The organism is Pseudomonas sp. LTGT-11-2Z (assembly GCF_003691445.1).
GTDB lineage: Bacteria > Pseudomonadota > Gammaproteobacteria > Pseudomonadales > Pseudomonadaceae > Aquipseudomonas > Aquipseudomonas monteilii.
Genome location: NZ_CP033104.1, coordinates 5,665,001 through 5,687,329 on the forward strand (window position 1 = coordinate 5,665,001; position 22,329 = coordinate 5,687,329).

A 22,329-nucleotide genomic window follows, 5' to 3' on the forward strand; every position below is an offset into this window, starting at 1 on the left:
GGCACCGAGAACAAAGATGAAGTCCTTGTCGACCACTGCGCCATCAACCTTCACCGCACCACCACTCAGCAGGTCCCGCGCCTGTGCCGAGTTCTTCACCAGGCCAGCCCGGTTCAGCACGGCAGCAATTGGCAAGTCTTCGGCCGCAGCCACTTCGATCTCCGGCAGATCTTCAGGCAGCTCACCTTCCTTCATGCGATTACCCGCAGCGCGGTGAGCATTGGCCGCAGCCTCTTCACCATGGAAGCGCGCCACAATCTCTTCAGCCAGCTTGATCTTGATGTCACGCGGGTTGGCACCGTTGGCGACATCGGCACGGAACTGCTCGATCTCTTCCATCGAACGGAAGCTCAGCAGCTCGAAGTAGCGCCACATCAAGGTATCCGGGATCGATACCAGCTTGCTGTACATCACCCCCGGCGCTTCCTGGATGCCGACATAGTTGCCCAGCGACTTGGACATCTTCTTCACGCCATCGAGCCCTTCGAGCAGCGGCATGGTCACGATGTTCTGCGCTTCCTGGCCATAGGCGCGCTGCAGCTCGCGCCCCATCAACAGGTTGAACTTCTGGTCGGTACCACCCAGCTCGACGTCCGCCTTCAGCGCCACCGAGTCATAGCCTTGCACAAGCGGATAAAGGAACTCGTGAATGGCAATTGGCTGGTTGGTGGTATAGCGCTTGTCGAAGTCGTCGCGCTCCAGCATGCGCGCCACGGTGTACTGCGACGCCAGGCGAATGAAGTCGGCCGGGGTCAGCTTGTCCATCCAGGTAGAGTTGAACGCGACCTCGGTCTTGGCCGGGTCGAGAATCTTGAACACCTGCTGCTTATAGGTCTCAGCATTGTCCAGCACCTGTTCACGGGTCAGCGGCGGGCGTGTGGCGCTCTTGCCGCTCGGGTCACCGATCATGCCGGTGAAGTCACCGATCAGGAAGATGACCTGATGGCCCAGCTCCTGGAACTGGCGCAGCTTGTTGATCAACACCGTGTGGCCAAGGTGCAGGTCGGGCGCGGTCGGGTCGAAGCCGGCCTTGATGCGCAGAGGTTGGCCGCGCTTGAGCTTCTCCACCAGTTCCGACTCGACCAGTACTTCTTCCGCACCGCGCTTGATAAGCGCAAGCTGCTCTTCAACCGACTTCATAGACAAACCCGCAAGGCTCAGATTCAGGGGGAGCCAACCATACAAGATCGGCCGTCAATTACAAGTTTCGCAAAGGGATGTGACCCGAACACGGGGTTGCGGCGTCTACGCGCCCTTGCGTGAAAATGGATTTGGTTATATTTTATACAGTTATTTCATCTTCATCATGTCATTCATCTTTTCCATTTCACCTTTTTCAAAGTCACTTTGCCCATGACCAACGAACCGCCTAAAGCGCCCCCGCTTTATCCGAAGAGCCATCTGTTGGCCGCCAGCGGCATCGCCGCCCTGCTCAGCCTGGCTTTGCTGGTATTTCCCTCCAGCGAAGTGGAAGCCAAGAAAACCACCCTCAACCTCGAGCTGGAAAGCCCTGCCGAGCAGTTGAAAGACGAATCCCGCGCTGCGCCTCTGGTGCAGGCACAAAATGAGCAAGGCTCGCCCTTCGCCCAGATCGAAGACACTACCCCCGAAACACAGAAGGCCGAACAGCAAGCCCCTGCCGGCGAGCCGGTCGCCGAAGCAGCCAAGGAACCTGGCCACCGCGAAGTCACCGTGGCCCGTGGCGACACGCTGTCCACCCTCTTTGCCAAGGTTGGCCTGCCGGCCAATGCAGTGCATGACCTGCTGGCCAGCAACAAGCAGGCCAAGCAGTTCAGCCAGCTCAAGCACGGCCAGGTGCTGCAGTTCGAGCTCGACAAGGACGGCCAGTTGGCCAGCCTGCACAGCAAAGTCAGCAACCTCGAAACCATTCGCCTGACCAAAACCGCCAAGGGCTATACCTTCAACCGTGAAATCAGCAAGCCGGTCGTGCGTACCGCCTATGCCCATGGCGTGATCAAAAGCTCGCTGTCGGCTTCGGCCCAGCGCGCCGGCCTGTCTCACAGCATGACCATGGACATGGCCCGCGTGCTGGGTTACGACATCGACTTCGCCCAGGATATTCGCCCAGGCGATGAATTCGACGTGGTCTACGAGCAGAAGGTGATGGACGGCAAGGTCGTCGGCACCGGCAATATCCTGTCCGCCCGCTTCACCAACCGGGGCAAAACTTACACTGCCGTGCGCTACACCAACAAGCAGGGCAACACTACCTACTACACCGCCGACGGCAACAGCCTGCGCAAGGCATTCATCCGTACCCCGGTGGACTTTGCCCGCATCAGCTCGCGCTTTTCCGCCGGCCGCAAGCACCCGATCCTGAACAAGATCCGTGCCCACAAAGGCGTCGACTACGCCGCCCCACGCGGTACGCCAATCAAGGCAGCGGGTGACGGCCGCATCGAACTGGCCGGGCGCCGTGGCGGTTACGGCAACACCGTGATCATCCAGCACGGCAACCGTTACAAAACGCTATACGGCCACATGCAGGGCTTTGCCAAAGGCATCAAGACCGGCAGCACCGTGAAGCAGGGTCAGATCATTGGTTACATCGGCACCACTGGCCTGTCCACCGGCCCACACCTGCACTACGAGTTCCAGGTCAATGGCGTGCACGTCGACCCGCTGAGCCAGAAGGTACCGATGGCCGACCCGATCGCCAAGAACGAGCGCCAGCGCTTCCTGCAGCAGAGTCAGCCGCTGATCGCCCGCATGGATCAGGAAAAGGCCACCCTGCTCGCAGCGAACAAGCGCTAAGCCATGGCGCTCTACCTGGGGGTAATGTCCGGCACCAGCCTCGATGGCCTGGACATCGCCCTGATCGAACAAGGCGAGCAGCCTGAACTGCTCGCCACCCATTACCTGCCCATGCCCGGCGACCTGCGCCAGGAACTGCTTGCGCTATGTAGCAGCGGCCCTGACGAGATCGCTCGTGCGGCACTGGCGGAAAATCGCTGGGCCACCCTGGCAGGCGAAGGCATCCGCCAACTGCTGGCTCGCCAGGGCCTGCAGGCCGATGCCATCCGCGCCATCGGCAGCCACGGCCAGACCATTCGCCACGAGCCTGCGCGCGGCTTTACTGTTCAGATCGGTAACCCGGCACTGCTCGCCGAGCTTACCGGCATCAGCGTGGTCGCCGACTTCCGCCGGCGCGATGTGGCTGCCGGTGGTCAAGGTGCGCCGCTGGTGCCGGCCTTCCACGAAACCCTTTTCGGCCATCTCGGCAAGCATCTGGCAGTCTTGAACGTGGGCGGTTTCAGCAACCTCAGCCTGATCGAGCAAGACAAGCCGGTCCACGGTTTCGACTGCGGCCCCGGTAACGTGTTACTGGATGCCTGGATCGAGCGCAAGCACGGCCAGGCCTATGATGCCGATGGTGCCTGGGCAGCGTCTGGAGTGGTGCAGGCCGGCTTGCTCAACGCATTGCTGGCCGACCCGTTCTTCGCCGGTAGCGGCCCGAAGAGCACGGGCCGCGAGGTATTCAACCTGGCTTGGCTGGATGGCCACCTGGCCCGCCTGCCTGCCTACCGCGATGAGGATGTACAGGCGACACTGCTTGAGCTGACCGCACGCAGCATCATCGACTCACTGATCAATGCCCAACAAGGCACCGAAGCACTGCTGGTATGTGGTGGCGGCGCACGCAACGGTGCACTGATGGCCCGCCTCGGCCAGTTGTTACCTGAAGCCCGCGTCACCAGCACTGGCGCTCACGGCGTTGACCCTGACTGGGTAGAAGCCATGGCTTTTGCCTGGCTGGCCCATTGCTGCCTGGAAGGCATCCCCGCCAACCGCCCCAGCGTCACTGCCGCCAAGGGCCTGCGCGTACTGGGCGCAATCTACCCGGCCTAACCGCTACGCCAGAAAGCAAAACGCCGCGCAATTGCGCGGCGTTTTCATAGGGCCAGGCCTCAGATCGAGAACGAAGACCCGCAACCGCAAGTGGTGGCGGCATTCGGATTCTTGATCACGAAACGCGAGCCTTCCAGGCCTTCCTGGTAATCCACTTCGGCGCCGGCCAGGTACTGGAAACTCATTGGGTCGACCACCAGCGACACGCCTTCACGCTCGACGATGGTGTCGTCTTCGGCCACATCCTCATCGAACGTGAAGCCGTACTGGAAGCCCGAGCAACCGCCACCGGTCACGAACACCCGCAACTTCAGACGGTCATTGCCTTCCTCATTGACCAGGTTCTTCACTTTCTGGGCTGCCCCATGGGTGAACTCCAGACCGGTAGGGGTGAAGGTTTCGACGCTCATGTTGATTCTCCCGGCGCGGTAGCCGTCTTAAAACTCGATGACGCGCATTATCCGCTTTCCCGAGAAAATCGGTCAAGAATTGTGCGGCTTTAGTCGCGACATACAAAAAGGCCCGCACGACGCGGGCCTTTTCAAAGCAAGGATGCTTACGGCAGCAGGCCTGCGTGGGACAACCCCATGCGCTCGTCCAGGCCGAACAGGATGTTCAGGTTCTGTACCGCCTGGCCCGACGCGCCCTTGACCAGGTTGTCGATCACCGACAGCACCACCACCAGGTCACCACCCTGCGGGCGGTGAACCGCAATGCGGCAGACGTTGGCGCCGCGCACGCTACGGGTTTCCGGGTGGCTGCCCGCTGGCATCACGTCGACGAACGGCTCATCGGCGTAGCGCTTCTCGAACAGCGCCTGCAGGTCGACCGAGGTATCGACGACATTTGCGTACAGGGTGGCGTGGATACCACGGATCATCGGCGTCAGGTGCGGCACGAAGGTCAGGCCGATGTCCTTGCCAGCGGCCAGGCGCAGGCCCTGGCTGATTTCCGGAAGGTGGCGATGGCCCTTGACCGCGTAGGCCTTCATGCTTTCGCCGGCTTCGCAGAACAGCGAACCCACTGCCGCACCACGGCCAGCACCGCTGACACCCGATTTGCAGTCGGCGATCAGGCGCGACGGGTCGGCCAGGCCCGCTTCCAGCAGCGGCAGGAAGCCCAGCTGGGTGGCGGTCGGGTAGCAACCCGGCACTGCAATCAGGCGCGCCTGGCGGATTTTCTCACGGTTGACTTCAGGCAGGCCGTACACCGCGTCCTTGAGCAGCTCTGGAGCACCGTGCGGCTGGCCGTACCACTTGCCCCACTCGGTGGCATCCTGCAGGCGGAAGTCGGCCGACAGGTCGATCACCTTGGTGCCGGCTGCCAGCAGCTCACCGGCCAGTGCATGGGCGACACCGTGCGGGGTGGCGAAGAACACCACGTCACAGGCAGCCAGGGTCTTGCTGTCCGGCACGCTGAACGCCAGCCCGTCATAGTGGCCGCGCAGGTTCGGGTACATGTCCGCCACCGCCACGCCCGCCTCGGAGCGCGAAGTGATGACCGCCACTTCGGCCTGTGGATGCTGTGCCAGCAGACGCAACAGTTCGACGCCGGTGTAACCCGTGCCGCCGACGATACCGACCTTGATCATAACGCTTGCCCCTTATCAACGAGCCGTCTGGAAAGCGCACGATAATAGGGGCGCAAGGCGCCTGTAACAACTCTTCGGGTGACCCTTCGGGCGCTTGACCACTACTATCTGACGACCGTGAATACCTGAAGGAACTCCCTCCATGCTCTACCTATGGATCAAAGCGCTGCATATCGTCAGCGTGGTTTGCTGGTTCGCCGGCCTTTTCTACCTGCCCAGGCTGTTCGTCTACCACGCCCAAAGCCAGGACAGCATCAGCCAGGACCGCTTCGTGACCATGGAGCGCAAGCTGTACCGCGGCATCATGAACCCGGCGATGATCGCCACCTACGTGTTCGGTGCGTGGATGCTGTACCTCACCCCCGGCTGGCTGAGCCAGGGCTGGCTGCATGCCAAGCTGACCCTGGTCATCCTGCTGACCGGCTACCATCACATGTGTGGCGCCCAGCGCAAACGCTTCGCCAGCGGCAACAACACCCGCAGCCACGTCTACTATCGCTGGTTCAACGAAGTACCTGTGCTGTTCCTGCTGGGTATCGTAATTCTGGTGGTGGTCAAACCGTTCTGACATAGCCACCCGCACAAGGAGCTTTGCCATGTCGCTACCCGCCTCGCTCGAACAACGCCTGCGCCTGCCCGTGGTTGCCGCACCGATGTTCCTGATCTCCAACCCCCGACTGGTACTGGCCTGCTGCGCCAACGGCGTGGTGGGCAGCTTTCCGGCCCTGAACCAGCGTGACAGCGCCGGCTTCAAGGCGTGGCTGGAAGAGATCGAGGCAGGCCTGGGACAACTTCAGACACCCGCGCCCTACGCGGTCAACCTGATCGTTCACCCGACCAACCCGCGCCTGCAGGCCGACCTGGCCTTGTGCGTAGAGCACCGCGTACCAATCGTCATTACCAGCCTTGGCGCAGTGAAGGAGGTGGTCGATGCGGTGCACGGATACGGTGGGCTGGTGTTCCACGATGTCACCACCCGCCGCCACGCCGAAAAAGCTGCTGAAGCAGGCGTGGACGGGTTGATCGCTGTCGCCGCTGGTGCGGGTGGCCATGCCGGCACCTGGAGCCCGTTCGCCCTGGCTGCGGAGATTCGCCAGTTCTTCGACAAGACCCTGCTGCTGGCCGGCTGCATGAACCACGGCCATGAGATCCTGGCTGCGCAACTATTGGGCGCTGACCTGGCCTACATGGGCACGCGCTTCATCGCCACGGCAGAAAGCCATGCCCAGAACGCCTACAAGCAGATGCTGCTGAGCGCCCACGCGGCAGACATCATCCACACCCCGGCAGTATCCGGCATCCCTGCCAGCTTCCTGCGCCCGAGCCTGGAGCAGGCCGGCTATGACATGAATGCCCTCAAGAGCAGCCACGAACAGGGCAAGCTCAAACCGATCGACGACGAAGCCAAAGCCTGGAAGACCGTCTGGTCGGCGGGCCAGGGCGTCGGTGGTATCGACGACCTGCCCAGTGCCCGCGCCCTGATCGAGCGCCTGCACAGCGAGTACCGGGAGGCACTGGAACGCTGCCAGGCCCTGCGCGCCCGCACCTTGTAGCAAAAGGCAACACCTTGCCCGGCCAAGCTGTACACTAGGCGCCCTCTTCCGGTCCCAGGAGCCTTGCATGACCCGTTACGCCATGATCACCGGTGCTTCCAGCGGCCTGGGCCTGGCCCTGGCGGAAGCCCTGGCACGGCGCGGGCGCAACCTGATCCTGGTGGCACGCCAGCGAGAAACGCTGGAACCGGTGGCCATCGAGCTGACCCAACGCTTTGGTGTCGAGGTACTGTTTCGCGCCTGCGACCTCAGCCAGCCGCTACGCCTGTCTGGCTTCGTGCTGGAGCTGGAAGAAGGCGAGCGGCGTATCGACCTGCTCGTAAACTGCGCCGGCCTGCGTACCTACGGGCCGTTCCTGGCCCATGAGTGGGCCGACGAGCAGGACCTGCTGGAGGTCAACGTACTGGCCCTGAGCCGCCTGTGTCACGCCATCGGCAACCTGATGGCCGTTCAGGGCGGCGGGCAGATCCTGAACGTCGCGGGCCTGGCCGGGGTCGCCCCTGGCCCATGGATGGCAGCCTATGCCGCCAGCAAGGCGTATGTACTGAGTTTTTCCCAGGCCCTGCGCGAAGAACTCAAGCGCACCGGCATCAAGGTTTCGGTGCTATGCCCCGGCCCGGTCCGCTCCTCACGCCGACGCATACCGCGGCTCGATGGCAAACCACGCTGCCTGAGCCCCGAGGAAGTGGCGTTGTACACCGTGCGTGCGCTGGACAAGAACCGCGCACTGATCCTACCCGGCCGGCGCAACCGCTGGCTGGCATTCGCCCCACGCCTGCTGCCACGCTGGCTGCTGCGCAAGCTGGCCGGGGCCATCCACCGCCGCTATTGCCCGGTCGGCATGGAATAGCCACTGGGCGAGCGGCGCCCGGCTGAGTACACTCGGCCCGACCCTCACCATGGAGCAAGTGCTGTGGACGATCTTTTCCTCAAAATCATCAACCGGGAAATCCCGGCGGATATCATCTACGAAGACGACCAGATCCTGGCCTTCAAGGACATTGCACCCGCGGCACCGGTACATTTTCTGGTCATCCCGAAAAAGCACATCCGCACGCTCAATGACCTGACCGAAGAAGACAAGGCCCTGGCTGGCCACATCCTGTTCACTGCCCAGCGTCTGGCAGTCGAGCAAGGCTGCGAGGAAGGTTTCCGCGTGGTCATGAACTGCAACCCGAAAGGCGGCCAGACTGTCTACCACATCCATATGCATGTGCTTGGCCAGCGCCAGATGAACTGGCCACCGGGCTGATCCACGGCAAGCGACCCCGCCGCTATTGCGGTAAACTGTCGGGCACATTCTTGCGGAGGTGCCCGATGGCTACCGAACGTCACTACTCGCCGCTCGACCGCTTGTTGCTGCAGGCCGATACCGCCATGCGCACCTTGCTGCCCTTCAGCGGCCAACCCGCCCGGCCATCGCCGGCCATCGTCCAGCCAGACGTCGACCTCGACGAGCAGCAGACCCGCCACATCGCCGGGCTGATGCGTATCAACCACACCGGTGAAGTGTGCGCCCAGGCGCTGTACCAGGGCCAGGCCCTGACCGCCAAGCTGCCCGAAGTGCGCAAGGCCATGGAGCATGCCGCCGAGGAAGAAGTGGACCACCTGGCCTGGTGCGAGCAACGCATTCGCCAGCTGAACAGCCACCCGAGCGTGCTCAACCCCCTGTTCTACGGCATGTCGTTCGGCATCGGCGCGCTCGCCGGGCTTGTCAGCGACAAGGTCAGCCTGGGCTTCGTCGCCGCCACCGAGCACCAGGTGTGCAAGCACCTCGACGAGCACCTGGAGCAGATCCCGCACGAAGATGAAAAATCCCGGGCCATTCTCGAACAAATGCGCGTCGACGAAGAGCAGCACGCCGAGTCTGCCCTGGAAGCCGGCGGCTATCGCTTCCCGGCGCCGGTCCGCTTTGGCATGAGCTTGCTGGCCAAGGTCATGACCAAGAGCACTTACCGCATCTGAAGGCATCACCATGACGGACCGTTTCGACGCCAAGGACCTGGCGCGCGCCGTGCAAGCCGGCATTCTCCAGCCGGGCCAGGACCAGGCGCTGCTTGCATTCCTGCGCCAGCAACCGGCGCACCGGGGCAGCTTCCAGCTGGCCCATGTCGCCTTCTACTTTGGCGCCATGCTGATCATGGCGGCCATGGGCTGGCTGCTCACCGAGGCGTGGATGCGCATCGGTGACATCGCCCTGCTGGTCATCGCCAGCCTGTACATCCTGTTGCTCACAGTGTTCGCCCTCAACCTGCAACGGCGCGCCCAGCCTGTCGCTGCCGGGGTGTTGGCCGCGGTGGCAGTCAGCATCGTGCCCTTGGCAGTGTTCGCCATCGAACGCCTGGCCGGTTGGTGGCCACTGGACGACGCGCAAGCCAACTATCACCAGTACTACACCTACGTGCAGGGCGGCTGGTTGGCGATGGAAGCGGCCACGGTGCTTGCCGGGCTACTGATGGTGCGGCTGATCCCCTACCCGTTCATTGTCATGCCAATGGCTGTGGCGTTGTGGTTCATGTCGATGGACCTGAGCGAATGGTTCTTCGGCTCGCCGTTCAGCTGGGAGCAGCGCCGCGAGGTTTCGTTGTGGTTCGGGCTGGGTTTGCTGGTGGTATTCCTGGTGATAGACGGTCGCACACGAGAGGACTACGCCCGCTGGGGCTACCTGGCCGGGCTGGCCGCATTCTGGGGCGGGTTGACGCTGCTGGACAGCGGCAGTGAGTTGGGCAAGGCCATCTACTGCGTGATCAACGTAGCGTTGATGAGCACGGCGGTTCTGTTGCGCAGGCCGGTATTCATGGTGTTTGGGGCGCTGGGGGTGGCGGCTTACCTGGGGTACCTGTCGTACGAGGTGTTTGCCGAATCGCTGCTGTTCCCGGTGGTGTTGACCCTGATCGGGCTGGGGGTTATCGGGCTGGGGCTGGTTTACCAGAAGCGGCGGGAGCGGTTGAGCCAAATGATGCGAGGATGGTTGCCAGGGTGGATGCAAGCTGCACTGCCGGCGCTTCGGCGCTGATATTGCCGGGGCTGCTTTGCAGCCCCGGTTTCTCGAAGTCAACCCAGCTCAACAATCTCGTAACCATGGGTAATCTCAACCCCGGCACGCTCGAGCATGATCGAAGCCGAGCAGTACTTCTCCGCCGACAGCTCCACCGCCCGCTTGACCTGGGCTTCTTTCAACGCACGGCCTTTCACCACGAAATTCATGTGAATCTTGGTGAACACCTTCGGGTCTTCGCTGGCACGCTCGGCTTCCAGAAAGGCCTCGCAGCTTTCCACCGCCTGGCGCGATTTCTTCAGGATGCTCACCACGTCAAAGCTGCTGCAGCCACCCAGGCCCAACAGCAGCATTTCCATCGGGCGCACACCCAGGTTGCGGCCGCCGGCCTCGGGCGGGCCGTCCATCACGACGACATGGCCACTCCCCGATTCGCCGAGGAACATGGCCTCACCGGCCCACTGGATACGTGCCTTCATCTACCCGGACTCCTGATTTTCGGAAAAGGGTGTCAGCTTAGACCTTGTGCAGCTGTGGGAAAAGTACGAGAGGTGTCGGTTTAGTACCGAAACATCCTGTAGTGTCTGATAAGCTGGCGCCAAATGACTGGCGCTCGCCGCCAGCCAACCTCTATAAAAAGCCTATGCGTCGTATCGAACAGGATTTCGTGATGGTTGCCTCCGCCCTACCCGCCAAGATCAAGAATATCGACAAGCTGCTGGTGCACTGCCAGCGCCGCCGCTATACCGCCAAAAGCAACATCATCTGCGCCGGCGACCGGGCCGAGACACTGTCGTTCATCATCAAGGGTTCGGTGACCATCCTCATCGAAGACGACGACGGGCATGAAATGATCATTGCCTACCTCAACAATGGCGATTTCTTTGGCGAGCTGGGCCTGTTCGAACCCGTTGAAGGTGAACAGCAGCGCAGTGCCTGGGTACGGGCCAAGACCGAATGCGAAGTGGCCGAGATCAGTTACGAGAAGTTTCGCGAACTGGCGCGCCAGGACCCGGAAATCCTCTACGCGCTGGGCAGCCAGATGGCCCAGCGCCTGCGTAACACCACGCGCAAAGTCGGCGACCTGGCCTTTTTCGACGTGACCGGGCGGGTTGCCCGCTGCCTGCTGGAGCTGTGCAAGCAGCCTGATGCCATGACCCACCCCGACGGCATGCAGATCAAGATTACCCGTCAGGAAATCGGCCGTATCGTCGGTTGCTCTCGGGAAATGGTCGGCCGCGTCCTCAAGGACCTTGAAGAGCGCAGCCTGGTGCAGGTCAAGGGCAAGACCATGGTGGTCTACGGTACCCGCTAGTCTTTGGGCAGGTCCGCCAGCACCTTGGCGTAAGCCTTTGACAGGCGCTCGAACCAGGGCGCCTCGGGTGCCACTTCATGCAAGGCGATGTGCGCGTCGGCGCGGCAGCGTTGCTCCAGGTCGCAGCATTCATTGAAGCGGTTGACCGCCGCCACCATCGACTCCCGTTCGTTGTCCAGCAGCAACGCACCGTGCACCAGCACCACCGGGCGCTTGCCGCCCAGCCCTTGGCGCCAGCGCTGGGCAGTGCCCACCAGCTTGCGGCCGTTGAGGTTGACGTTGTAGCGGCCATCGCAGAACGCCCCGTCGATTTCCCCCACCGAAGCTACCCCACCCCACTCACGCAGCACATCGCACAGCGGCAGGCACAAACGTTCGTAGGCATTCTCGATGCGGCCATGATCACCTTCGCTGCGCGGGGCGACATAGACCAGTGCAACGTTCACGGTCGAATGCGACTGCGGTACCGGCTCACCGCCCGTCTCACGCAGCAGCACCGGCCAGCCGGCAATCGCCAGCTCCGAGCAGGCGGCCTCAAAGTTGTCCAGACGGCTCATGCGCCGGGGCATGACCAGGGCATGGTCGGTGGGGCGCCAGAACAGCACGCCACTGTCGCGTTCGCCGCGGCACACGGCGGCCAGCAGTTCCTGTTCGGCGTGCAGGCCTTGTTCGACGGTCAGGGCCAGGGGTTGATCGGTCATTGATCCACCTTTGATGTTGTTATTGATGGCCTCTTCGCGGCGGTCCGGCGCGAGAGGCCATGACAGGCATACAAAAAAGCCGGCAAAAACGCCGGCTTCATTTATTCAGTCCAGTGGCTGAACAGTCTTCTTCACCTGCTCCGGGAAGAACAACCGCTGCAACTCCAGCCCAGGCTGCTCGGCGCGCATGAACGCTTCGCCCACCAGGAACGAGTAAACCTCGTTGATCGCCATCAGCTCCACATCGGCCCGGTTGAGAATGCCACTCTCGGTAATTGCCAGGCGGTCACGCGGAATACGCGGCAGCAGGTCGAGTGTGGTTTCCAGGCTGACCTCGAAGGTATGCAGGTTGCGGTTGTTCACCCCCACCAGCGGCGTATCCAGGGTTTTCAGCGCGCGTTCCAGCTCATCACCGTCGTGCACTTCCACCAGCACGTCGAGGCCGACATCCTTGGCCGTAGCCGCCAGCTCGGCCATCTTCACGTCATCCAGTGCCGACACGATCAACAGCACACAGTCCGCACCCAAGGCCCGGGCTTCGACGATCTGGTAAGGGTCGACCATGAAGTCTTTGCGGATAACCGGCAGCGATACCGCCGCGCGGGCCTGCTGCAGGTATTCATCGGCACCCTGGAAATAATCGACATCGGTCAACACCGACAGGCAGGTAGCGCCGCCTTTCTCGTAGCTAACCGCGATTTCCGCCGGCACGAAGTGCTCGCGAATCACGCCCTTGCTCGGCGAAGCCTTCTTGATTTCGGCAATCACGGCTGGCTGCTTGCGCTTGGCCTGCTCGATCAGCGCATTGGCGAAGCCACGCGGGGCATCGGCAGTTTTGGCCAGGCGTTCCAGCTCGGCAAGGCTGACGCGCGCGCTGCGCTCGGCCACCTCCTGGAACTTGCGGGCAATGATCCTTTCCAGCACCGTCGGCACACTCATGCTTCGTTCTCCACCTTGAATACTGCAGTAAAGGCACCCAGCTCCTGCAGCTTTTCCCAGGCCAGGCCGGTGTGCAGTACATCGTGGGCCAGTTCCACGCCCTGAGCCAGGGTCATCGCGTGATCGGCGGCATAGAGTGCAGCCCCCGCGTTGAGCACGATCATTTCAGCGGCCTTCTGGCCGTTTTCGGTCTTGCGCCGGCCCAGCGCATCGCGGATCAGCTCAAGCGACGCTTGCGGGTTCTCGACAGCCAGGCCATGCAGGCTCTGGCTCTTCATGCCAAGGTCTTCCGGCTCGACCCAGTATTCAGTGATTTCGCCGTTCTTCAACTCGGCAACAAAAGTCGGGGCAGCCAGGCTGAACTCATCCAGGCCGTCCTTCGAATGGACCACCAGCACATGCTTGCTGCCCAGGCGCTGCAGTACCTCGGCCAACGGGCGGCACAGGGTCTGGGCGAACACGCCGACCACCTGGTGCTTCACTCCGGCCGGATTCGTAAGCGGGCCGAGCATGTTGAACAGGGTACGCAGCCCTAGGTCGCGACGCGGGCCGGCAGCATGCTTCATGGCCGAATGATGGCTTTGCGCGAACATGAAGCCGATGCCTAAGCTGTCAATGCAGCGGGCCACCTGGGTGGGCGTCAGGTTCAGGTAGATACCGGCAGCTTCCAGCAGGTCGGCACTACCGCTCTTGCCCGACACCGCGCGGTTACCGTGCTTGGCCACGGTGCAGCCTGCCGCCGCCAGGACGAACGACGAAGCGGTGGACACGTTGAAGATGTTGGCGCCATCACCGCCGGTGCCGACGATGTCGACCACGCCATCGAGGCTTTTCAGTTCGACCTTGTCGGCCAGTTCACGCATGACCGAAACCGCACCGACAATTTCGTCGATGCTTTCGCTTTTCATGCGCATGCCCATCAGGAAGGCACCGATCTGCGCTTCAGTGCACTGGCCAGTCATGATCTGGCGCATCACATCGCGCATTTCTTCGGTAGTAAGGTCCAGCTGGCCGACGATACGGCCTAACGCGCTCTTGATATCCATGCTCGATCCTTAACGGCGGCCGCCGGTCTGCTTGAGGAAGTTGGCGAACAGCTCGTGGCCCTGTTCGGTCAGGATCGACTCGGGGTGGAACTGCACCCCTTCGATATTCAGCGTCTTGTGGCGCAGGCCCATGATTTCATCGACCGAGCCGTCTTCATGCGCAGTCCAGGCCGTGACTTCCAGGCAGTCGGGCAAGGTTTCGCGCTTGACCACCAGCGAGTGGTATCGGGTAACGGTCAGCGGGTTGTTGAGCCCGGTGAACACACCCAGGTCGCGGTGATGCACCGGGCTGGTCTTGCCGTGCATCACCTGGCGGGCACGCACCACGTCACCCCCAAAGGCCTGGCCGATGGACTGATGGCCCAGGCACACGCCCAGGATCGGCAGCTTGCCAGCAAAATGCAGGATAGCCTCGATGGACACACCGGCCTCGCTCGGTGTGCATGGGCCTGGGGATACGACGATGCGCTCAGGGTTGAGTGCTTCGATCTGGGCGATGGTCATTTCGTCATTGCGAATGACCTTCACCTCGGCACCCAACTCGCCCAGGTACTGAACGACGTTGTAAGTGAATGAGTCGTAATTGTCGATCATCAGCAGCATTTTAAGCTTAACCTCTTGAATTTACTGTCTTTTTATTGAATGACCCTGCTCTGATACCCGCACAAATACCCGCTTTTTACTTTGCTGCAAAGGTTTTTTGGGGTAGGTGGCCGACAGCCGAGGAAACAGGAACGAACAAAGGACGGACCGGCGGTGCCGGCAAGGAGAAAGTCAGGTGCGCCAACGCCAACGGGCGAGGGACTTGATGACGCGCATCAGGAGGGTGCTGCTGGTGTTCACGACGATATCTCGCGTTTGCTATCCGGGCACAGTAGCCGACCGCGCAATACAGTGCAATAACACTGTACCTACCGGAGGTTGTGGGGACTCATTCTGAGATCTAGCCGGCGTAGCTCTGCAGCCCAGGTCACCCTGCAACCCATAGCCTGAAACATCTAGACCAGTTTATTAAAATTAGTCAAAAAACAAACGAAATATAGAATAAAGCCCACGCCAAGCATCCGATTACTTTCATAGCAATACCTCCGCAGATAGTTGGATCCAAAAATATTTCAAACCTATATCACCTCAGTGAACGCCCCGCAGTATCGACTGCTGCTGGGGATTTGGCGTGCCAGTTTCTACCTCGGCACGCTCATCACTTGAGAGGATCTGCACATGTATACCCCTTGCCCAAGCTGCAACTCGGGACGCGTCATCACTAAAAATATCGGAAAACAAGCGGGCGGTTTGATTGGTGCCGCAGGTGGTGCGGCCAGTGGAGCCGCTGGTGCCCTATCGGGTGCTGAAGCCGGTGCGGTACTGGGAGTGGTCGGCGGGCCGGTAGGGGTTGCCATTGGCAGTATTGCTGGGGCTCTGCTCGGTGGTCTGTTTGGCGGGGTAGCGGGCGGGATAGCCGGGGCCACGCTAGGTGAGCAGATTGATGACAAGGTGCTGGCTAATTACGAATGCCTGGAGTGTGGTTACAGCTTTAGCGTCAATCGTTAAGTCGTTGTGATCAGGCGTCGTTTGCTGAAACGACGCCCTTCCCCATTCATTCGCAAGGAATCACTCCAATGGCACATCTCATCGAAACCATGGCCTACGTTGGCGCTACTCCCTGGCATGGACTTGGCAACAACCTGCCCCGTAAACAAGCTATCGAAGTCTGGCAACGTGAAGCTGGAATGGACTGGCAGATTCTGGAAAGCCCGGTGCACTTCAAGTCGGACGCAGTCGGTCACCTAGGCGCCATCCATTCCTTCCCTGAACAGAAAGTGCTCTACCGTTCCGACACCAAGGCTCCTCTGTCGGTGGTTTCGCAGCGCTATCACACCGTGCAGCCGCGCGAGGTGCTGGAGTTCTACCGCGATCTAACCGAGATTTCCGGCTACGAGCTGGAAACCGCTGGCGTGCTCAAGGGCGGACGCAAGTTCTGGGCACTGGCGCGTACCGGGCAAGGTGCAACGCTCAAGGGCAATGACCAGGTCAACGGCTACCTGTTGTTGGCTACATCCTGTGACGGCACCCTGGCCACCACAGCGACACCGACCACGGTGCGCGTGGTGTGCAACAACACCCTGACCATCGCCTTGGACGGCAGCAGCCGGGCGATCAAGGTACCGCACAACACTCGCTTTGACCCGCAGACGGTGAAGAGGCAACTGGGCATCGCCGTCTCTGGCTGGGACGAGTTTATGTATCGCATGAGGGCTTTGGCTGAACGTAAGGTGCAGTGGCATGAGGCCCTGGGCTTCTTCATGAACGTGCTGTGCGAAACCAATCCAACCGCCAAATTACCGGAAGTACTGCCCAACGAACGTGCACTACGCAAGGTCCAGGAGTTATACGAGGGCCGTGGTCGCGGCAGCCAGCTGGACTCGGCACGCGGCACGGCCTGGGGCCTGCTCAATGCCGTGACCGAGTACGTAGACCACGAACGCCGTGCCCGCAGTAACGAGTACCGCCTGGACTCGGCATGGTTCGGTCAGGGGGCACAGATCAAGCAACGCGCCCTGGATGCCGCACTGCAACTCGCCGCCTAACCCTCACTCGCATCAATCCTCGCGCCCGGCCAGCCTTGTGCTGGTCGGGCGTTTTTATGCCAGCAGGTAAAGACGATGAAAGCAACGTCATTGAACAGCAGCACCCGCCAGAAACGCCCCGCCCTGCGCCTGATCAGCACCAAGGAGCTGCCGCGCGAGGACTGGCTGCAGATCCGCAAGCAAGGCATTGGCAGTTCGGACGCCGCCGCTGCGGTGGGTCTGAATCCCTACAAGTCGCAGTTGGAACTGTGGCTAGAGAAGACTGGCCGCGACGCCAGCATGCCCAAGGCCGATCCTCAGGATGAGGAAAGCCCGCTGTACTGGGGCAATGTGCTGGAGCCCATCGTGGCCTGGCACTACAGCAAGCGCAGCCAGCACAAGGTCCGTCGCATCAATGCAGTGTTGCAGCATCCCGATCCTGCGCTGTCCTGGATGCTCGCCAATATCGACCGCGAGGTGATCGGTGCTCCAGAGGTGCAAATCCTCGAATGCAAAACTGCCGGCATAAACGGGGCACGCCTCTGGAAAGAGGGCGTGCCCGAATATGTGCAATTGCAAGTCATGCACCAGCTTGCAGTCACTGGCAAGCAGGCCGCTGATGTGGCGGTGCTGCTCGGTGGCCAGCATCTGGAAATCCATCGCATCACACGCGACGAGGCGCTGATTACGCGGCTGATTGACCTAGAACGGCTGTTCTGGGATTACGTCGTCAGTGACACCCCGCCACCAGCCGATGGCACAGCGTCTGCAGAAGCGGCATTGCGCTGCCTCTACCCCGAGGATAACGGACAGACCCTGGACTTCAGACAGCACACGGAACTGAGCAGCACCTTCCTGGAACTCAAGTCTATTCGTCAGAGCATTGCTCAGCAGGAAACGCGGGAGGCGCAGCTCAAGCAGGTTCTGCAGCAGGCCATGGGGGAGGCCGCCCGAGCCGAGTTTGCCGAGGGTTACATCAGCTGGAAGAAATCCAAGGACAGCATTGGTCTAGATGTCGAACAGATGCTCAAAGACAAGCCCTACCTGCAAGCTCGCTACCCCAAGGTCAAAGCAGGCACTCGTCGCTTCCTGATCGCCTAAAACAGCCTGTTCACCCTAGCCACCCGGACCACTCACGTCCCGGTGGCTTTTTTATTTCAGATCAAGGATAACCGCCATGCTTAAAGGTTTAGCCATTACCCCGCCGGTACTCGGGCGCATTTCCATCGGCAAGGTCGTCGAGAAAAATGGCAAGCGCCTGCCAGAGAAGGACAATCAGTTCACCATCACGTCGCAAGTCCAGAGCCGTGACGGCTGGCTGCTGCATCCACTCAACGAAGAACTGCGCAATGGTCAGGACGGCAAGCTGCGCAGCATTCCGATCCGCTTGTTGTTCAACGAACCAGACCTCAACTTTCGTGCGGACTTCAGCCTGTTCGACCGTACTACCGGCAGGCCGTTGTGCGTCGGCAATGGTGAAACTTGCAAGCGTTTGACCAAGGACGGCATCCAATCGCTGCCCTGCCCTTCACCTGATGGTTGCCCACTGGCCCAAGGCAATGCATGCAAACCTTACGGTCGACTGAACGTGGTGATTGGTGATGACGACCCACTGGGCAGTTTTGTCTTCCGCACCACTGGGTTCAACAGCATCCGTACCCTGGCAGCGCGTCTGCATTACCTGCAAGCCATCTCTGGCAATCGCCTGGCCTGCCTGCCATTGGAGCTGCGTCTGCGTGGCAAATCTACCCGTCAGAGCCATGGCACGCCGATCTTCTACGTCGATATCACGGTGCGCAGTGGACTGAGTTTAGAGGACGCCCTATTGGCCGCCAAGCAACTGGGGGAAACCCGGCAAGCCTCGGGCTTTGACCAGAGCGCCTTAGATCGCGCAGCCCGGCAGGGTTTTAACAATGGCGCTTTTGAAGACAGCGAGGAAGACACCGGCGCCATTGTCGAGGAGTTCTTCCCTGCTGATGAAACACAGCCCAACAACGCAGAGCCACAACCGACAGTACCCTCAAAGCCCTCACTGGCTCAGAAGCTGGAGGCTCAAGCTACCGTGCACAGCATTAGGCCTTCCGTTAAGTAACGCTCTGCTCAACCTCTCCAGCCTACCCCTCATTCGTACAGGAATGCCGTCATGAAATATCACAAGCTCAAAGCCGGTGAGGCAAGTGGCACCTACGTCATGGAATCACCCGTCACCGAGGCCGACATCCTACGGATGGCACAACAACTGGCCATGAGCCGTTTGTCTAAAGGCCGGGCTTTGACTGAGCCGAAGCAGGTCTTCAGTCACCTGCAAACACTGCTGCAGTACCACGAGCATGAAGTCTTTGCCCTGCTGCTGCTCGACTCCAAACATCGGGTCATAGGTTTTAGAGAACTGTTCAGAGGTACGCTGGATGGGGCTAGCGTGTACCCACGAGAAGTGGTCAAGATCGCCTTGGAGCACAACGCTGCGGCCATAATTATGGTGCACAATCATCCCTCCGGAGACCCAGAACCAAGCCAAGCCGATCGGACCCTGACCACCACCCTCAAGAACGCTCTGAACATGGTCGGCACCCACATATTGGATCATGTGGTGGTTGGCCATGAAGGTTGTGTGTCGTTGGCCGAACGAGGTTACCTGTAATCCCTATAGCTCACACCGTCCGATGGACTGCCCTTGGCTGATGCCAGGGCGACCATCGGGATGGCTTCCTATCGTTTATTTTTTGTCGCAATCCAGCGGCATTCCGCCTGACAAACCTCATCCACCCCAAGAGCACATGGCCGAATATGGAGCAGGTTCAGGCGCTAAGAAGTACACGTTGTAAGCTAACCCCAAGCACGCGATATGATAACTAACCGTAAGGGGCCGGTGAACACACCTTCCGAACCTGCCCCTTACACTTAATGCGGTACTTCCGCATGTACGGATTTGTGCGGGGGGCTGCAGGTAGCTGCCGTCCCTACCGCGACCGATCCAACGCCGTGATCGCTCCGCTAGACCCGGCCCAACAGGTCGTACACTACGTACGCTATCATCGAACCGAAAAACACCCCGATGATGACGGTTAGCTGGCGTACCTTAGCCTGGCTCTGGTCGAGGCGGGTACTGAACACCTCGGCCTGCTGGTGCAAGGCGCCAAGTACCTCGGCTTGGGCGGTGGCAAATGCCTCGCGCAGCGTTTGGCCGTCTTGTTGGGTTTTAGCCATGGCCGATTGTGAGTGCTCGGCAGCGCTCTTCAGGGCGCCGAGCAGTGCTAGCTGCGCAGCCTGGGCGCTTTTTTGCTGCTGTTCAAGGCGCTGGCTGATGCCGGCGACGGCGGTGTTTATGCTCGCGGCCTGCTCAGTATGGGCGGCGCTCGCATGGGTTTGCCACTGTGCCAATATGGCGGCCAAGCTTGCCTGCTGCTTATTAAGCTGCTCGTGCAGACTGGTTACGGTACCCGCCAGCGCGTCGCTCACGAGCCCAGGCATAGCAGCCAACGCCAGTGCTTGCTCAGAGAGGCTGGTGCGAAGGACCTCCAGCGTTTCTTCGTCCCGGTTTTTAGCGTTGCGCTCGTGCTTGTTCAGCACGTCGACAACACCGCTGACGACGGAGTTTTTTGTGTGTTCAATCTCTTCTTTGATGTCGGCCAGCTCACCCTTCAAGCCTTTGACCGACTCATCCAGCGGCTTGAGCGGCTCTTTTAAGATCCTGACCATCAACTCGGCAAGGCTATTTTCTTTTTCCTGGGTTTGGTCGCTCACGATGGGTACTCTAAAAAAACAGTGAATGTTGGCAGGCTCAGGTTGCCGCGGGTCCGCACACCTGCATGAGCTCAGCGTACTGATGGCGCAACGCAACGCAGGACAACAGCCCCAGCAACGCATCGACCGGCTCGACCTCGGCCAGCGCCGTGGTGTAGCGATGGCAAAGCTCAGTGCCGTACTCCTCTTTCAGAAGCCCAACGTAGCGCTCGCAGCGCTCAAGATCATCCTTGGAATCCTGAGCAATACGCTCAAGCTCTGTGGCGTTTTCGGCGATGGCCTGGGTAATAAAGCGGTGGCGTTGCAGTGCGTGCTCAGCTTCCTGTTTGTGCGCAGCGGCCTGGGCCTGAGCGGCCCTGGCGGCTTCAGTAAATGCACGCTCGGTACCCATAAGGGCTTCGAGCCACTGGTTTTTCCATAGACCGACCAACAGCTCCAGGGCCTCGGCGCCGGCCGCACGTACGCGCTTTCGGTCCTTCTGGTAATTGTCAGATGACAGGTAGGTGTCGAACCAATAGCCGTTGAGTACGCCGCGCACCCACCCAAAGGCAGCATCCAGCGCACTGTCGATGGCGCGCGTCGGCGGTTCGTTGAACTGCTTGCGCACCTGCCGCCAAAAGTTGGGAGGGATGCTATTTGGTGAAACCTCCAAGCGCAGGGCTGCCAGTACCCGGCGGTAGTCCCTGATCAACGTGTAAAGGGTTTCACGGTCGTCCTCTACACTACCGGCTTTCGGCCAGTAGTGTTCTTCGGGGTCTTCCTGCAAGGCCTCGGCCGCTGCGTCGATGGCCGCAATGCCTTGCTGGCATGGCTGTGTGCCCATGACGTCGCGTATCTCCTTAAAATGCGCTGTAGATGATGCGCTCAGTACTGCCCAGCTTTTTACCTCGGTTTCCGATGCGTCCCGGCGAGTAGCCAGCACATTGAGCGCTTGCTCAACCGCGCAGGTTTTCTGCTGCTGAATGTAGCGCACGCTAATGTGCGCCTGGAGCGTGCCGAGCATGCGCCCCATGGGAGTAGTATTGCTGCGGATCTGTGCCAGCAGCTCATCGCGCAGGCCAGTAATGATGGGCGCCATGCGCTTGTGCAGCAGGGGGTCATCCTTGGCGGTGTTCTGCCAGCTATTGCCGAACTCAAGCGGGAAGAACAACCGCTCCTGCCGCGCCGATTCGCTGAATGCGCCGAAACGTTGTGCCTCGTTTAACAGCCGTTGGCGTACCTGCGCTGTGCCGGCACCGGGGTGCTCGCGCAAAAAGTCCTTCGCCGATTTGGCAAAATACGAGTAGGTGGTCACGATCCGAAACCGGTAGGGCATGGCCTGCCAGTCTTCGATGCCCGGCAGCGCAAGTTCGCCGGCACGCAAAAAGCTTAAGTCATCACCGCGGCCCACCAGCAGAATCAAGTCTGCAAACGGCAAGTAGGTTTTGGCCATCAGATGCACGTGCCGCTGCTCTTGCTCGTTGGACGGTTTGTCTCCCGGAAGGTCGAGCATGCGTACCCCCGGACCTTTAGCGTCGGCCACAAAACAGCCCCGTGGGATGTGCACTACCCAGGGCGCAGTGCCAGTGTGCAACTGGCCGGCCTCCATGCGCGCACGCAAACCGCCCAGTTCCTCAGCTATGGCCTGGTCACTGGCAAACCACTTAGGCTCGCCCTGGCACCCCAGGCCCCACTGCTCGCTGGCAGAGCGGCAGTACTCCATGGTGGTGGCTGTCGCCGACTGGCCGGCCTCGCGGCCACCGCGTAACACTGTCGATACCCTGGCCATCTGCGTCGGGGCAACCCCCATAAGGTCGAGCAGCAGCGTGGTTTTGCCAACCTGGGTTTTGCCGAACACCACCACGTAAGGCTCGGCCTCAGCCTCCTTGACCTGCAAGCGCTGCTGCACCTGCGGGCTAAGGGTGCTCACCAGCCGGGCATAAGCGCGTAGGGCCCACTGCGGATGCTCTACTCTCAAGCCATGCCAGTGCGCCACAGCCAGGTTGGGTGCGCGCTCAGGCGCCAT

At 61.0% G+C, this 22,329-nt stretch carries 24 protein-coding genes (1 of these 24 running past the window's edge); 14 read left to right on the top strand and 10 right to left on the bottom strand.

All coding sequences use genetic code 11. The features are described 5' to 3' along the window. Nucleotides 1-1,140, bottom strand: the 5' portion of a protein-coding gene (tyrS, locus tag D8767_RS26810; RefSeq protein ID WP_016715801.1) for a tyrosine--tRNA ligase. The gene continues 60 nt to the left of window position 1, outside the view; 1,140 of the gene's 1,200 nt are visible here — the first part of the coding sequence; it begins with the start codon at nucleotides 1,138-1,140; its stop codon lies off the left edge, out of view. 213 nt (nucleotides 1,141-1,353) lie between these two features. Here tyrS and D8767_RS26820 point away from each other — a divergent pair, with 213 nt between their 5' ends. Next, on the top strand, nucleotides 1,354-2,775 hold the full coding sequence (locus D8767_RS26820) for a peptidoglycan DD-metalloendopeptidase family protein (protein ID WP_016715800.1): 1,422 nt from the start codon (nucleotides 1,354-1,356) through the stop codon (nucleotides 2,773-2,775). A 3-nt stretch (nucleotides 2,776-2,778) separates the two neighbouring features. Continuing rightward, nucleotides 2,779-3,870, top strand: coding sequence for an anhydro-N-acetylmuramic acid kinase (locus tag D8767_RS26825; protein ID WP_016715799.1), 1,092 nt, complete (start codon nucleotides 2,779-2,781; stop codon nucleotides 3,868-3,870). Between the two features lie 59 nt (nucleotides 3,871-3,929). Here D8767_RS26825 and erpA read toward each other — a convergent pair whose 3' ends face one another. Beyond that, a complete protein-coding gene (gene erpA / locus D8767_RS26830; protein WP_026020379.1) occupies nucleotides 3,930-4,280 on the bottom strand; it encodes an iron-sulfur cluster insertion protein ErpA in 351 nt (116 codons plus the stop codon). Between the two features lie 146 nt (nucleotides 4,281-4,426). Further along, on the bottom strand, nucleotides 4,427-5,461 hold the full coding sequence (gene argC, locus D8767_RS26835; protein ID WP_016715798.1) for an N-acetyl-gamma-glutamyl-phosphate reductase: 1,035 nt from the start codon (nucleotides 5,459-5,461) through the stop codon (nucleotides 4,427-4,429). 142 nt (nucleotides 5,462-5,603) lie between these two features. Between argC and hemJ the strand changes: the two genes are divergently transcribed. The 6 genes from hemJ (at nucleotide 5,604) to D8767_RS26865 (ending at nucleotide 10,030) form a co-directional block, all read left to right on the top strand. Beyond that, nucleotides 5,604-6,029: a protoporphyrinogen oxidase HemJ gene (hemJ, locus tag D8767_RS26840; protein ID WP_016715797.1), complete on the top strand. Its 426-nt coding sequence runs from the start codon at nucleotides 5,604-5,606 to the stop codon at nucleotides 6,027-6,029. Nucleotides 6,030-6,057: 28 nt separating this feature from the next. Then, on the top strand, nucleotides 6,058-7,014 hold the full coding sequence (locus tag D8767_RS26845; RefSeq protein ID WP_016715796.1) for a nitronate monooxygenase family protein: 957 nt from the start codon (nucleotides 6,058-6,060) through the stop codon (nucleotides 7,012-7,014). A gap of 67 nt (nucleotides 7,015-7,081) precedes the next feature. Beyond that, nucleotides 7,082-7,864, top strand: a complete 783-nt coding sequence (locus D8767_RS26850; RefSeq protein ID WP_016715795.1) for an SDR family oxidoreductase — start codon at nucleotides 7,082-7,084, stop codon at nucleotides 7,862-7,864. Between the two features lie 63 nt (nucleotides 7,865-7,927). Further along, entirely contained in the window at nucleotides 7,928-8,266 is a 339-nt protein-coding gene (locus tag D8767_RS26855; RefSeq protein WP_003255518.1) for a histidine triad nucleotide-binding protein, read from the top strand. 65 nt (nucleotides 8,267-8,331) lie between these two features. After that, nucleotides 8,332-8,979, top strand: a complete 648-nt coding sequence (gene coq7, locus D8767_RS26860) for a 2-polyprenyl-3-methyl-6-methoxy-1,4-benzoquinone monooxygenase (protein WP_016715794.1) — start codon at nucleotides 8,332-8,334, stop codon at nucleotides 8,977-8,979. 10 nt (nucleotides 8,980-8,989) lie between these two features. Continuing rightward, on the top strand, nucleotides 8,990-10,030 hold the full coding sequence (locus tag D8767_RS26865; protein WP_016715793.1) for a hypothetical protein: 1,041 nt from the start codon (nucleotides 8,990-8,992) through the stop codon (nucleotides 10,028-10,030). 38 nt (nucleotides 10,031-10,068) lie between these two features. Here D8767_RS26865 and D8767_RS26870 read toward each other — a convergent pair whose 3' ends face one another. Further along, a complete protein-coding gene (locus D8767_RS26870) occupies nucleotides 10,069-10,491 on the bottom strand; it encodes an OsmC family protein (RefSeq protein ID WP_016715792.1) in 423 nt (140 codons plus the stop codon). A 191-nt stretch (nucleotides 10,492-10,682) separates the two neighbouring features. On the opposite strand from D8767_RS26870, the gene crp reads away from it, so the two are divergent. Next, nucleotides 10,683-11,327: a cAMP-activated global transcriptional regulator CRP gene (crp, locus tag D8767_RS26875; RefSeq protein ID WP_012270218.1), complete on the top strand. Its 645-nt coding sequence runs from the start codon at nucleotides 10,683-10,685 to the stop codon at nucleotides 11,325-11,327. On the opposite strand, the gene D8767_RS26880 is transcribed toward crp, so the two are convergent. The 4 genes from D8767_RS26880 to D8767_RS26895 all read right to left on the bottom strand — a co-directional run bounded on the left by D8767_RS26880 (nucleotide 11,324) and on the right by D8767_RS26895 (nucleotide 14,616). After that, nucleotides 11,324-12,028 carry a lipoate--protein ligase family protein gene (locus tag D8767_RS26880; RefSeq protein WP_016715790.1) on the bottom strand — a complete coding sequence of 235 codons (705 nt, stop codon included), beginning with the start codon at nucleotides 12,026-12,028 and terminating at the stop codon, nucleotides 11,324-11,326. The genes crp and D8767_RS26880 overlap by 4 nt on opposite strands. A 105-nt stretch (nucleotides 12,029-12,133) precedes the next feature. Next, a complete protein-coding gene (gene trpC / locus D8767_RS26885; protein WP_016715789.1) occupies nucleotides 12,134-12,967 on the bottom strand; it encodes an indole-3-glycerol phosphate synthase TrpC in 834 nt (277 codons plus the stop codon). After that, nucleotides 12,964-14,013, bottom strand: a complete 1,050-nt coding sequence (trpD, locus tag D8767_RS26890; RefSeq protein ID WP_016715788.1) for an anthranilate phosphoribosyltransferase — start codon at nucleotides 14,011-14,013, stop codon at nucleotides 12,964-12,966. Before trpD ends, trpC begins: the two co-directional genes overlap by 4 nt. A 9-nt stretch (nucleotides 14,014-14,022) precedes the next feature. Continuing rightward, nucleotides 14,023-14,616 carry an aminodeoxychorismate/anthranilate synthase component II gene (locus tag D8767_RS26895; protein WP_016715787.1) on the bottom strand — a complete coding sequence of 198 codons (594 nt, stop codon included), beginning with the start codon at nucleotides 14,614-14,616 and terminating at the stop codon, nucleotides 14,023-14,025. Nucleotides 14,617-15,234: 618 nt separating this feature from the next. Here D8767_RS26895 and D8767_RS26900 point away from each other — a divergent pair. From D8767_RS26900 to radC, 5 genes are all read left to right on the top strand, one after another. Then, nucleotides 15,235-15,564: a hypothetical protein gene (locus D8767_RS26900; protein ID WP_122048463.1), complete on the top strand. Its 330-nt coding sequence runs from the start codon at nucleotides 15,235-15,237 to the stop codon at nucleotides 15,562-15,564. A 68-nt stretch (nucleotides 15,565-15,632) separates the two neighbouring features. Next, nucleotides 15,633-16,601: a DUF932 domain-containing protein gene (locus tag D8767_RS26905; protein WP_122048464.1), complete on the top strand. Its 969-nt coding sequence runs from the start codon at nucleotides 15,633-15,635 to the stop codon at nucleotides 16,599-16,601. 75 nt (nucleotides 16,602-16,676) lie between these two features. Then, nucleotides 16,677-17,681, top strand: coding sequence for a YqaJ viral recombinase family protein (locus D8767_RS26910; RefSeq protein ID WP_122048465.1), 1,005 nt, complete (start codon nucleotides 16,677-16,679; stop codon nucleotides 17,679-17,681). 76 nt (nucleotides 17,682-17,757) lie between these two features. Next, nucleotides 17,758-18,672 (top strand): hydrolase or metal-binding protein, encoded by a 915-nt coding sequence (locus D8767_RS26915; RefSeq protein WP_122048466.1) that lies wholly within the window; start codon nucleotides 17,758-17,760, stop codon nucleotides 18,670-18,672. 51 nt (nucleotides 18,673-18,723) lie between these two features. After that, nucleotides 18,724-19,221: a DNA repair protein RadC gene (radC, locus tag D8767_RS26920; RefSeq protein ID WP_122048467.1), complete on the top strand. Its 498-nt coding sequence runs from the start codon at nucleotides 18,724-18,726 to the stop codon at nucleotides 19,219-19,221. Between the two features lie 353 nt (nucleotides 19,222-19,574). On the opposite strand, the gene D8767_RS26925 is transcribed toward radC, so the two are convergent. Then, nucleotides 19,575-20,324, bottom strand: a complete 750-nt coding sequence (locus D8767_RS26925; RefSeq protein ID WP_122048468.1) for a hypothetical protein — start codon at nucleotides 20,322-20,324, stop codon at nucleotides 19,575-19,577. A gap of 37 nt (nucleotides 20,325-20,361) precedes the next feature. Next, nucleotides 20,362-22,329, bottom strand: a complete 1,968-nt coding sequence (locus D8767_RS26930; RefSeq protein WP_256658602.1) for a dynamin family protein — start codon at nucleotides 22,327-22,329, stop codon at nucleotides 20,362-20,364.

Coding starts and splice junctions, on each gene's coding strand:
- trpC (WP_016715789.1), bottom strand. CDS start 12,967: ATGAGTGTGCCGACGGTGCTGGAAAGGATCATTGCCCGCAAGTTCCAG.
- argC (WP_016715798.1), bottom strand. CDS start 5,461: ATGATCAAGGTCGGTATCGTCGGCGGCACGGGTTACACCGGCGTCGAA.
- coq7 (WP_016715794.1), top strand. CDS start 8,332: ATGGCTACCGAACGTCACTACTCGCCGCTCGACCGCTTGTTGCTGCAG.
- D8767_RS26870 (WP_016715792.1), bottom strand. CDS start 10,491: ATGAAGGCACGTATCCAGTGGGCCGGTGAGGCCATGTTCCTCGGCGAA.
- D8767_RS26910 (WP_122048465.1), top strand. CDS start 16,677: ATGAAAGCAACGTCATTGAACAGCAGCACCCGCCAGAAACGCCCCGCC.
- D8767_RS26930 (WP_256658602.1), bottom strand. CDS start 22,329: ATGGCGCCTGAGCGCGCACCCAACCTGGCTGTGGCGCACTGGCATGGC.
- D8767_RS26895 (WP_016715787.1), bottom strand. CDS start 14,616: ATGCTGCTGATGATCGACAATTACGACTCATTCACTTACAACGTCGTT.
- D8767_RS26880 (WP_016715790.1), bottom strand. CDS start 12,028: ATGACCGATCAACCCCTGGCCCTGACCGTCGAACAAGGCCTGCACGCC.
- D8767_RS26845 (WP_016715796.1), top strand. CDS start 6,058: ATGTCGCTACCCGCCTCGCTCGAACAACGCCTGCGCCTGCCCGTGGTT.
- D8767_RS26825 (WP_016715799.1), top strand. CDS start 2,779: ATGGCGCTCTACCTGGGGGTAATGTCCGGCACCAGCCTCGATGGCCTG.
- D8767_RS26865 (WP_016715793.1), top strand. CDS start 8,990: ATGACGGACCGTTTCGACGCCAAGGACCTGGCGCGCGCCGTGCAAGCC.
- D8767_RS26820 (WP_016715800.1), top strand. CDS start 1,354: ATGACCAACGAACCGCCTAAAGCGCCCCCGCTTTATCCGAAGAGCCAT.
- radC (WP_122048467.1), top strand. CDS start 18,724: ATGAAATATCACAAGCTCAAAGCCGGTGAGGCAAGTGGCACCTACGTC.
- trpD (WP_016715788.1), bottom strand. CDS start 14,013: ATGGATATCAAGAGCGCGTTAGGCCGTATCGTCGGCCAGCTGGACCTT.
- D8767_RS26900 (WP_122048463.1), top strand. CDS start 15,235: ATGTATACCCCTTGCCCAAGCTGCAACTCGGGACGCGTCATCACTAAA.
- crp (WP_012270218.1), top strand. CDS start 10,683: ATGGTTGCCTCCGCCCTACCCGCCAAGATCAAGAATATCGACAAGCTG.
- D8767_RS26850 (WP_016715795.1), top strand. CDS start 7,082: ATGACCCGTTACGCCATGATCACCGGTGCTTCCAGCGGCCTGGGCCTG.
- D8767_RS26905 (WP_122048464.1), top strand. CDS start 15,633: ATGGCACATCTCATCGAAACCATGGCCTACGTTGGCGCTACTCCCTGG.
- erpA (WP_026020379.1), bottom strand. CDS start 4,280: ATGAGCGTCGAAACCTTCACCCCTACCGGTCTGGAGTTCACCCATGGG.
- hemJ (WP_016715797.1), top strand. CDS start 5,604: ATGCTCTACCTATGGATCAAAGCGCTGCATATCGTCAGCGTGGTTTGC.
- D8767_RS26915 (WP_122048466.1), top strand. CDS start 17,758: ATGCTTAAAGGTTTAGCCATTACCCCGCCGGTACTCGGGCGCATTTCC.